The organism is Methylophilus flavus (genome assembly GCF_042678905.1).
In the GTDB taxonomy this organism is placed as follows: domain Bacteria; phylum Pseudomonadota; class Gammaproteobacteria; order Burkholderiales; family Methylophilaceae; genus Methylophilus; species Methylophilus flavus.
The window spans coordinates 43,289-54,761 of record NZ_JBHTLN010000002.1; the positions used below are offsets into that span (position 1 = coordinate 43,289).

7 protein-coding genes are annotated in these 11,473 nt (G+C 51.0%); 1 reads left to right on the plus strand and 6 read right to left on the minus strand.

The window, feature by feature from the left end; all coding sequences use genetic code 11:
* Positions 1-22: 22 nt before the first annotated feature.
* From creC to ACFQ2T_RS10190, 3 genes are all read right to left on the minus strand, one after another.
* A complete protein-coding gene (gene creC, locus ACFQ2T_RS10180) occupies positions 23-1,462 on the minus strand; it encodes a two-component system sensor histidine kinase CreC (protein ID WP_379034049.1) in 1,440 nt (479 codons plus the stop codon).
* A 9-nt stretch (positions 1,463-1,471) separates the two neighbouring features.
* Positions 1,472-2,155, minus strand: coding sequence for a two-component system response regulator CreB (creB, locus tag ACFQ2T_RS10185; RefSeq protein ID WP_379034051.1), 684 nt, complete (start codon positions 2,153-2,155; stop codon positions 1,472-1,474).
* A 104-nt stretch (positions 2,156-2,259) separates the two neighbouring features.
* On the minus strand, positions 2,260-3,189 hold the full coding sequence (locus ACFQ2T_RS10190; RefSeq protein ID WP_379034053.1) for a quinoprotein relay system zinc metallohydrolase 2: 930 nt from the start codon (positions 3,187-3,189) through the stop codon (positions 2,260-2,262).
* A 91-nt stretch (positions 3,190-3,280) separates the two neighbouring features.
* On the opposite strand from ACFQ2T_RS10190, the gene ACFQ2T_RS10195 reads away from it, so the two are divergent.
* Positions 3,281-3,874 (plus strand): cytochrome b, encoded by a 594-nt coding sequence (locus ACFQ2T_RS10195; protein WP_379034055.1) that lies wholly within the window; start codon positions 3,281-3,283, stop codon positions 3,872-3,874.
* 57 nt (positions 3,875-3,931) lie between these two features.
* Here the strand turns inward: ACFQ2T_RS10195 and hemE are convergent, their stop codons facing one another.
* From hemE to ACFQ2T_RS10210, 3 genes are all read right to left on the minus strand, one after another.
* Positions 3,932-4,996 (minus strand): uroporphyrinogen decarboxylase, encoded by a 1,065-nt coding sequence (hemE, locus tag ACFQ2T_RS10200; RefSeq protein WP_379034057.1) that lies wholly within the window; start codon positions 4,994-4,996, stop codon positions 3,932-3,934.
* A 189-nt stretch (positions 4,997-5,185) separates the two neighbouring features.
* On the minus strand, positions 5,186-6,613 hold the full coding sequence (locus ACFQ2T_RS10205; protein ID WP_379034059.1) for a glutamate synthase subunit beta: 1,428 nt from the start codon (positions 6,611-6,613) through the stop codon (positions 5,186-5,188).
* An 88-nt stretch (positions 6,614-6,701) separates the two neighbouring features.
* Positions 6,702-11,372: a glutamate synthase-related protein gene (locus ACFQ2T_RS10210; RefSeq protein WP_379034061.1), complete on the minus strand. Its 4,671-nt coding sequence runs from the start codon at positions 11,370-11,372 to the stop codon at positions 6,702-6,704.
* Positions 11,373-11,473 lie beyond the last annotated feature (101 nt).

Sequence of the window (11,473 nt, forward strand, 5' to 3'; positions counted from 1 at the left end):
TGGATGGATTCGTGCCCTAACATCAGTGTGGCCAAAACAGGCTGGCACTCACGCCACCGCTCTCTGCATTGCTGATGGAAAATTTACCCCGGTGCAAAGCCATGATCTGGAGTACGAAGTTGAGGCCAAGCCCTGTGCTTTTTTGTCCGGCATTGGGCGTGTTGGCAGGTCTGGGTAATGAGTAGAATTTATCACTGACTCTGCTGAGTGCGTAATCCGGGATGCCACTTCCTTCATCCTGAATCTGTAAACATATCCCTTCAACCGTATGGCTCAACCGAATCTTGATTGTGCTTTGGTCAGGGCTAAAATCAAGCGCATTTTCCAGCAAATTACTGATCGCCTGACCACATAAAAATGCATCACCTTGAATAAATAATGCGGGATCAAGTTCGGTATCCAATTTGATATTACGTTGATCTGCGCGGTTTTTGACGAGCTGTACTTGATGACTGACCAGGTCTGCTAGCTGGATGTTTGCAGGAAGCTCCAGCATCTGTTGTTGTTCCAGCGCAGCCAGCCCCAGTATATTTTTTACCATGTGTTGCAGGCGATGGCTTTGTGTTTTGATACTGTTAAGAAAATGAGTGCGGTCTTGCACCGGCATATCCGGCTCTATCAGTTCCACAGCGGCCTGTATCGCAGTAATCGGGCTCTTCAATTCATGTGTTAACTGCTGAATGGCTTGCTGGAGATGCTGGTGCCCATCGAGTTCATCGCGCATGCTTTTCATCGCGTGTGCCAGCTCGGCCAGCTCATCATTACTGGAATCAGGTGCTGCCGCTTTTTTACCTTGCGCCACTGCGATGGCGTAATCTCTTAGGCGGTGAATAGCGCGGGTAAAGCGCCAGGTAAATGCAACGCCCAAGCCGAGAGATAAGACAAATAATAACGCGCCCCAGCCCATGATTTTCTGTTGCGCGCGCCGGATGAACGGCTGCATGGTGCTGTTGGGTTTTGCTACGGTTAACACGCCTATGGTCTGGCCCATATCCAAGATAGGTGCAGCCACATACATGATGGTATCGCCGTCTGGGTTAGAGGGGTTGGTGGGCGTTGAGCGGGCCCCATACTTGCCCTTTAAGGTAAGGTAGACATCGTTCCAGTGGGAGTAATCCTGACCGATAGCCTGTGCCTGGGAATCAAACACGACAATACCGCGCGTATCAGTAATATAAACACGGTAGTCTGCTGTGGATTTTGGAATGCCCCAGATGTTTGCTACACCTGATTTAGCTTGGTAATTCTGCAGGCTTTCCGCAAATCGGCCATGCTGGATATTGCCTTCTTTCAGATCATATTTTGCCAGTTCAGCTAGCACATTGGCGGTATCTACCAACGCGTCTTCCATGGCTTGCCGCACCCCGGGCTTGACCTCGTCAACGAATACCACCAGGACAAACCAGGCGGCCAGCCCGACCAGCAAAAAATAACCGAGAAAAATTTTAAGACTGATTTTCATGAGAGGCGATTATGGTAGCAGGCTATATCCCATGCCCCTGTGCGTTACAATCATCTCCGTGGTGGTTAATGCATGATTAAGCGATAGTTCACGTAATTTAGTCCGTAGGGTTTTAACGTGGGTATCTACCGTGCGCTCCATGGTTTCTTCTGCCGAATGCCAGATAGTGTCCATGAGCGCAGTGCGTGAAAAGACACGGTGAGGTTGTTGTATCAGTGTTTTGAGTAACAGGTATTCATAACGTGTCAGTTGTAGCAAATGCTGGTGGTAATAAATGCGGCTAGCCATCTCATCCAATTGAAATCCTGCTATCAGAGCGGTATTTTCAGGATGTAACCTGCGTTGGATAGCTTTTATCCTGGCGATTACTTCGCGTGGGCTGAATGGTTTAGGCACGTAGTCATCGGCACCAATCTCCAATCCAAGTATCCGGTCTACCTCATGATCACGTGCAGTCAGGAAAATAACAGGCGTATGGCAAAACCGGCGTAGGTGCTTGCATACCTCAAACCCTGTCATATCCGGCAAGCCTATGTCCAGTATGATCATGTCAAAGGATTGTTGTTTCAGGATGTTCAGCGCCAGCTGGCCTAACATGACATGTGTGGCCTGCATTTGCTCAGACCGGCAGGCGTAAATGAGTGTCTCAGCGATTGAGGGTTCATCCTCAACGATCAGAATATGTAATGGCATGATGTTATTCTAGAGCAGAATGCTTAGCCACAACCAGTCACCCAATTCAGGAGCTCAATCTTCATCACTGTGGCAGCACGGTTAATCAATTGCACGCGGGTTAGTTACTCCCATTCCAGCTGCGGGTAAATCACATTCACATTGCGGCGATTGGCAATATCAAACAGTAGCCATTTTTTGCGCTCGGATTCAGCAGCGGTATCCATGGTCTGCTCCATGCTGATCCCTTTCTTTATGCTGGTGCGCACGTCTGCCAATAACAGGCTGAGGTAACGCAATTCATCGCCAATAATGGTTTTCTGGTCTGCGCTCTCTAATCCATGACCAGGTACAATCAATGCATATTGCGTCTGGTTGATTTTTTCCAGTACAGCAATCAGGCCTTTGATATCGCCTTCCACTACTGGCGTGCGTTGCGCAAACACCAGGTCTCCGGTAAATAGTGTATTTGTTTTGCTATCGAGTACGGTGAGGTCGGTATGTGTGTGTGCCACGGTTCGCGATTGCAGTTGCAATACGCGGTCCCCTAAATCCAGGGATAACTGGTCATGCACAGCAGTATCAGGCGGAATGGTGGTACTGGCTTTGCCTGCATCACCTAGCAGTCTGGCATTGAGTTTTTCGTACTGCTCTTTACGCAACAACATGGTGTTTGCCAGTTTTTCATGGCCGACAAAGTGGACGGGTTCGCCTTGGAAAGCCGCATTACCGTAGATATGGTCAGGGTGGACATGGGTGTTGATCACATATTTCACCGGCAACTTGCTGATCGTGCGTATGGCTTGTAGCAATTGCTCGCCAATATGTTTGCTACCACCGCTGTCGATCACGGCGATAGCATCGCGGCCAATCACCACGCCCAGGTTACAGATGTCGCCCTGGTAACCCTCATCAATATCCTGGTGCTGGCCATGATGCACATACACACCTTCGGCAACTTTCTTCAATTCAAAGCTGTCTGCCCACACATGACTACAAAACGTTACAAAGCCGAATGTAACACCGACACACAGTCGCGCGATTTTTGATAACATGCTGACTCACCCATGAATGTTTCATACATCATAATCAATATATTCATGAGTACAAAGTGACAGTTGTCACCGGGGATTTCAAGGAGAAGACATGAGTTCTACGCAACGATATACCAAAGTTGCCGTTATTTTGCATTGGCTGATTGCATTGGCCATCGCCGGGATGTTTGCACTGGGGTGGTACATGACCGGGCTACCGAAAGACGGTCCCAAACAAACCGAGTTTGATTTATTTGGCTGGGGCATTTATACCTGGCAAATGGATGAGCCGGGCAGCGCACGTACCCTGTATTTCAATTTGCACAAATCCCTGGGTTTTACCTTGTTGTGGCTGGTTGTATTCCGCGTGTTCTGGCGCGTGAGTCATACGCCGCCTGCCATGCTGAGCAACTCCACCTTTGAACGTAAACTGGCGACTGCCGCACATCATTTTCTGTATGTGTTAATGGTAGCCATGCCACTGACTGGCGTATTAATGACGCTGTATAGCAAATATGGTTTGAAGTGGTTTGGGCTGGAAGTATTTGGCGGCCTGGATAATGCGGATTTGCGCGATATTTTCAAAGACTCACACGAGTTGTTTGCGACTATCTTGCTGGTTGTGATTACTCTGCATATCGTCGGTGCACTCAAACATTACTTTATTGATAAAGATAAAACCTTGTCGCGCATGACGCTCAAGTAATGCTTAGCAATAAAAAAATCCCGCATCATCAGGAGCGGGATTTTTTTATGCAGCAAGTTATTGGTGGTATTGCGGGCTCAGCTTACGTACCGTTTCCAGCATACAGGCTGCATGCTCAGGCGGCGTCCACTGCGTGATGCCGTGGCCTAGGTTGAATACATGGCCATTGCCGTGACCGTAACTGGCCAGGATGCTAGCCACTTCTTTTTCAATCGCTGCTGGTGAACTCAATAAAATCGCTGGGTCCATATTGCCTTGCAGTGCGACTTTATCACCTACACGCTTGCGGGCATTGCCTACGTCCATGCTCCAGTCCAGGCCAAGCGCATCTGCGCCAATCGCCGCCTGGGCTTCCAGCCATAAGCCACCACCTTTGGTAAAGACAATGCAGGGTACCTGACGGCCTTCGGCTGATTTGGTCAGGCCAGCGACGATTTTCTGCATATAGTTAAGCGAGAACTCGGTATAGGCATTGTGCGACAGCGCGCCGCCCCAGGAATCAAAAATCATCACTGCCTGCGCACCGGCGGCAATCTGTGCATTCAGGTATTGGATCACCGTTTGCGCGGTAATTTCCAGAATCCGGTGTAGCAATTCCGGTCTGGCATAACCCATTTTCTTGGTATTCAGGAAATCCGTGCCGCCTTTGCCTTCCACCATATAGGTCGCCAGTGTCCATGGGCTGCCGGAAAAACCGATCAACGGTACCCGGCCATTCAGTGCCTTGCGGATGCTACTGACGGCATCAAACACATATTGCAGCTTGGACATATCCGGGATTTCCAGCTTGAGGATATCGGTTTCGTCCTGCAAGGTGCGCTCAAACTTCGGCCCTTCACCTTCTTCAAAATACAGACCCAGGCCCATGGCATCCGGCACGGTCAGAATGTCACTGAACAGGATCGCCGCATCCAGTTGCGGGTAGCGATCCAGCGGTTGTAATGTCACTTCAGTAGCAAATGACGGGCTCTGGCATAGCTGCATAAAGCTGCCAGCCGTTTTGCGGCTTTCGCGGTATTCAGGCAGGTAGCGCCCGGCCTGGCGCATCATCCATACCGGAGTGTATTCCGTTGGCTGGCGTAATAGGGCGCGTAAGAAGGTATCGTTTTGCAGTTGGCTCATGGGTGGCGGGGTCTTGATTCGTATCGCAGTGTAAATGGTTGGATACTCGGGTTGACCAGTCAAAAATCAAAATAGCATTATAGAGTGCGCCGCCTGCTTTCACCTGAAAGAATGGTGTTTTTTTGCGACAGCGCAAACAAAAACGCCGATGATATGACTCATCGGCGCTTCTTCTTACCCAGTTGCGTATCAACGTGGCAAGGTAGAGTCTCCCATCAGGAATACATCGACTTCGCGTGCACACTGACGACCTTCACGGATGGCCCAGACCACCAGCGATTGTCCGCGGCGGATATCACCGGCAGCAAATACCTTGGCTTTGCTGGTCTTGTAGCAGCCAGCGCCATCAGTGGTCGCTTTGGCATTGCCACGGTTATCTTTTTCCACACCAAAGGCATCCAGTACTTTCTGGATAGGCGAGACAAAGCCCATGGCCAAAAATACCAGGTCAGCTTTGATGGTGAATTCGGTGCCCGGCACTTCAATCATCTTGCCGTCTTTCCACTCCACGCGCGCGCCTTTCAGTGCGGTCAGCTTGCCATTCTCGCCTATCAACTCTTTTGTTGTGATAGACCAGTCGCGGGCAGCGCCTTCTTCATGCGAGCTGGAAGTACGCATTTTCAGCGGCCAGTTTGGCCATACCATAGCCTTGTTTTCTTTTTCTGGCGGTTGCGGCATCAACTCAAATTGGGTAATGCTGGCAGCACCATGACGGTTAGAGGTACCCACACAGTCAGAACCTGTGTCACCGCCGCCGATGACGACCACATGTTTGCCGGTAGCTTTGATCTGGTCAGGCACTTGGTCACCCGCGACCATTTTGTTGTTCGGTGTCAGGAAATCCATGGCAAAATGCACGCCATCCAGTTCACGGCCGGTGACCGGCAGGTCACGAGGTAACTCTGCACCACCCGCCAGGACAACGGCGTCGTAGTCGCGCTCAAGATCAGCGGCGCTGACATTCTCACCTACATATTGATTGACCTTGAAGGTCACGCCTTCAGCTTCCATCTGGGTCATGCGGCGGTCAATGCCGGATTTATCCAGTTTGAAGTCAGGAATACCATAACGCAACAAACCACCGATACGGTCATTTTTCTCATAGACAGTGACGCTGTGACCGGCGCGAGCCAGTTGCTGTGCAGCCGCCAGCCCTGCAGGACCTGAACCAACGATCGCAATCTTCTTGCCGGTTTTATTTGGATTGATTTGCGGGGTAACCCAGCCATTTTCCCAGGCTTTGTCGATAATGGCGTGCTCGATGGATTTAATGCCTACCGGATCATTATTGATGTTTAGCGTACAAGCAGCCTCGCATGGCGCAGGGCAGATACGGCCGGTAAAATCAGGGAAGTTGTTGGTGGAATGCAACACGTCAATCGCATTGCGCCAGTCCTGGTGGTACACCAGGTCATTCCAGTCAGGGATAATGTTATTGATAGGACAGCCGGTCGTACAGAACGGAATGCCACAGTCCATACAACGCGCACCTTGTTGTTTGGCCTGGTCGTCTGTCAAATGCAGAACAAACTCTTTGTAGTTTCTGACGCGATCCTTAACCGGCAGGTTTTCTTCTGCCAGACGGTCAAACTCCATAAAACCTGTGACTTTACCCATGTTAAATTATCTCTTCCCTATCACGCCACTCAGGCGCAACCTTAACTAGGCCCCGCGCGTACGCGGGGTATTCAATAAACAAAAACGATTAAGCCGCTTGTTTGGCAGTGGCCGCAGCCATTTCGGTCAGTACGCGTTTATATTCGTTCGGGAACACCTTGACGAATTTTGCGCGTGCGGCTGGCCAGTCAGCCAGGATATCCTTGGCACGTGGACTGCCGGTCAGCGCTGCGTGCTGCTCGATCAGGCCTTTCAGCAGCACTTCGTCAGGCTGGCCCATGTGCTGTACTTTACCGACGTCGGCTTCTGCCGCTTCGACTTTCTCCAGTGACACCATGCTCATGTTGCAGCGTTTGGCGAACTGGCCATCGATATCATAGATGTAAGCAATACCACCGCTCATACCCGCTGCAAAGTTCTGGCCGGTTTGACCCAGTACCAGCACAGTGCCGCCAGTCATGTATTCGCAACCATGGTTACCCACGCCTTCAACAATCGCCGTCGCGCCAGAGTTACGTACGCAGAAACGCTCACCCGCCACGCCGCTGAGGAAACTCTCGCCGGTGGTCGCGCCGTACATCACGGTGTTGCCAACAATGATGTTCTCATAAGACAAGCCACGGAAAGTGGTAGGTGGTTTGATGATGATGCGACCACCACACAAGCCTTTACCCACATAGTCATTGCCTTCACCCGTCAGCTCAAAGGTGATGCCTTTGGCCAGGAAAGCAGCAAAGCTTTGACCTGAAGTGCCGGTGAAGTTAACATGTATGGTGCCATCAGGCAAACCATCATTACCGTAACGGCGTGCCACTTCATGCGACAGCATGGTACCCGCAGTGCGGTTGGTGTTCATGATAGGCAGGTTCAGGGTGACTTTTTCACCTTTTTCCAGCGCTGCTTGCGACAGCTCAATCAGCTTGTTATCCAGCGCCTTGGCAATGCCGTGGTCCTGGATGTCATTGTTTTTGCGGGAAACGCTGGCTGGCATGTCTGGCAGGTGGAAAATCTTGCTGAAATCCAGGCCATTGATTTTCCAGTGTTCGATACCGGCTTTCATATCCAGCAAGTCTGCACGGCCAATCAGGTCATCCACCTTGGCGATACCGATGCTGGCCATCAGTTCGCGTAACTCTTCAGCCACAAAGAAGAAGTAGTTCACCACATGTTCTGGCTGGCCGGTAAATTTCTTGCGCAGTTCCGGGTCTTGTGTCGCTACGCCTACCGGGCAGGTGTTCAAATGACACTTGCGCATCATGATACAGCCTTCAACCACTAGCGGCGCCGTTGCAAAACCAAATTCATCTGCACCCAGTAAGGCGCCTATCAGCACGTCGCGGCCGGTTTTCATCTGGCCATCGACTTGTAAAACGATACGGCCACGTAACTGGTTAAGCACCAGGGTTTGCTGAGTTTCAGCCAGGCCAAGCTCCCACGGCGTACCTGCGTGTTTGACAGAAGATAGCGGTGAGGCACCGGTACCACCGTCATGACCCGCTACAACGATATGGTCAGATTTGGCTTTTGCCACCCCGGCAGCCACCGTGCCGATACCGGTTTCCGATACCAGTTTCACTGAGATAGAGGCTTTTGGATTGGCGTTTTTCAGGTCGTGAATCAGCTGTGCCAGATCTTCAATCGAATAAATGTCGTGGTGCGGTGGCGGCGAAATCAGGCCTACGCCTGGTACTGAGAAACGCAGTTTCGCAATATATGGAGATACTTTATGACCAGGTAACTGACCGCCTTCACCCGGCTTGGCCCCTTGTGCCATCTTGATCTGGATCTGGTCAGCGCTGCTCAGGTACTCAGCTGTCACGCCAAAGCGGCCTGAAGCCACTTGCTTGATGCGTGAACGCAGGGAATCACCTGCTTTGAGTGGTACATCCGCTTCTATCAGTTCGCTGCCCAATACTTCAGCAATGCTGGAATCCACTTTTACCGGAATAAAACGTTTAACGTCTTCACCACCTTCGCCGGTATTGGATTTACCGCCAATACGATTCATCGCCACAGCCAGTGTCGCGTGCGCTTCGGTAGAGATGGAACCCAGTGACATCGCACCAGACGCAAAGCGTTTTACGATCTCTTTCGCTGGTTCAACCTGGTCCAGCGGAATCGCGGCTGCGGCTGGTTTGATTTCAAACAGGCCGCGCAAGGTCATGTGACGGCGGCTTTGATCGTTGATCAGCGCAGCATATTCTTTGTAAGTATCATATTGGCCGGTACGGGTCGCACTTTGCAGTTTGCTGATCGATTGCGGCGTCCACAAATGCTCTTCACCACGCACACGGAAAGCGTATTCACCACCAGCTTCCAGTGCATTTAACAAGGTAGGATCGTTGCCGAAGGCCTGGTCATGCATGCGCATGGTTTCTTCAGCCACTTGCTCCAGGCCTATGCCTTCGATCTGGCTGACAGTACCGGTGAAATAGTCGTTCACGAATTGGCTATTCAAACCAATCGCTTCAAAAATCTGCGCACCGCAATAAGACTGATAGGTAGAAATACCCATTTTGGACATCACTTTGTACAAGCCTTTGCCCACTGCTTTCACAAAGTTTTTGCCAGCTTTTTCCACATCGCCGGTCAAAGTCTTCATGGTTTCATATACCAGCCATGGGCAGACAGCTTCAGCGCCGTAACCTGCCAATAAGGCGAAGTGATGTACTTCACGTGCAGAACCGGTATCAATGACCAGGCCGGTGCTGGTACGTAAACCAGCTTTCACCAGGAATTCATGGGTTGCAGAACAGGCCAGCAAGGCAGGAATCGCAACGCGTGTCGCAGATACGGTGCGGTCTGACAGGATCAATATATTGTAGCCATCATGCACTGCTTTTTCAGCCTGGTCATGCAAGATGTCCAGCGCCTGTTTCATGCCATCTTTACCCAGGGCCGCATCGTAAGTCAGGTCCAATACTATGGACTTAAACTGGCCTTTGGTTAAGGTGTCGATTTGCTTCAGTTTTTCCAGGCCGTCCAGGCTTAATACTGGCTGGCTACCTTCCAGACGCAATGGCGGGTTGGTTTCATCCACAGCCAGCAGGTTAGGTTTAGGGCCGATAAAGGTGACCAGTGACATCACGAGTTCTTCACGGATCGGGTCGATTGGCGGGTTGGTGACTTGCGCAAACAATTGCTTGAAGTAGTTGTATAAAGTTTTGGCCTTGTTGGATAACACCGGCAAAGCCGCGTCGTTACCCATGGAGCCCGCACCTTCTTCACCGTTGTCCAACATCGGCTGCAGCACAAATTTGAGGTCTTCCTGCGAGTAGCCAAACGCTTGTTGTGTATCCAGCAGGCTGGCTTGCAATGCCACTTCACCGGAGCCTACATTAGGCAGTTCAGCCACATGGAAACGGGTTTGTTCAATCCACTGGCGGTAAGGTTTTGCTTGTGCCAGTTCTTTTTTGACTTCTTCGTCATCAATGATGCGGCCCTGCTCCATGTCGATCAACAACATTTTGCCTGGCTGCAGACGCCATTTTTTGACGATTTTTTCCTGCGGGAAAGTGATCACACCCATTTCGGACGCCATCATGACGATGTCATCTTCAGTGACCAGGTAACGTGCCGGACGCAAACCATTACGATCCAATGTTGCGCCTATCATCTTGCCGTCAGTGAATGCCACCGCAGCCGGGCCATCCCATGGCTCCATAATCGCAGCATGGTATTCGTAGAACGCGCGACGATCTTCGTCCATCAATGGGTTATTGTTCCAGGCTTCCGGAATCAGCATCATCATGGCATGCGGCAGGCTGTACCCACCAGCTACCAGCAGTTCCAGGCAGTTATCGAAGCAGGCTGAATCAGACTGGCCTTCCACAATCAGGGGCCACAGTTTTTCCAGGTCTTCACCCAGCACAACCGATTTAATCGTCTCGTGGCGGGCGGTCATCCAGTTGACGTTGCCTTGCACGGTATTGATTTCACCGTTGTGCGCAATCATGCGGAATGGGTGCGCCAGGTCCCAGGCTGGGAAAGTATTGGTTGAAAAGCGCTGGTGAACCAGTGCTAATGCTGAAACAACGCGTGCGTCTTTCAGGTCTTTGTAATAGATGCCCACTTCGTTCGCCAGCAACATGCCTTTGTAGACAATGGTGCGGGAAGAGAAAGACGGCATGTAGAACTGAGCATTGTCTTGCAATGCAAGCGCGCGGATTGCATGCTCAATACGTTTACGGATGACAAAACATTTACGCTCAAATGCGTTGTTGTCAGACACTGTGCTGGCGATGAACACCTGGCGCATCACTGGTTCAACTGCGCGTGCTGCATCAGCAATATTGCTGTTATCGACCGGCACATCGCGCCAGCCTAACAATGTCTGGTTTTCTTCGGCGATAATCTGCGCAAAAATGGCTTCACATTTGGCGCGGTTGACTGCATTTTGTGGCAAGAAGGCCTGGCCTACTGCGTACTGACCAGCGACTGGCAAGGTCATGCCCAGTTGTGCGGCTTCTTCACGCATAAAGGTATCTGGCATTTGCATCAACAAACCAGCGCCATCACCCAGTTTCGGGTCGTAACCCGTTGCACCGCGATGGGTCAGGTTGTCGAGCAGTTGCAGGCCCTTGGCAACAATATCATGGCTCTTGTGGCCTTTAATATGGGCAACAAAGCCCACGCCACAGCTATCTTTTTCGTGGCGTCTGTCGTATAAACCCTGCGATTGCGGGGCTAAACCGATCTGATCATTCAGCGCGGTTGCGGTATCTTGAGAAGCACTCATCAGGTTGTTGTCGGACTGCATATCCATTGCCAGATTCTTCACTTACAAAACATTTGGAGGAACCTTCAATGATACCGTTAAAGTTTAGCAATTTCAATCGTTTAGCCTGCGTTAAATAACGC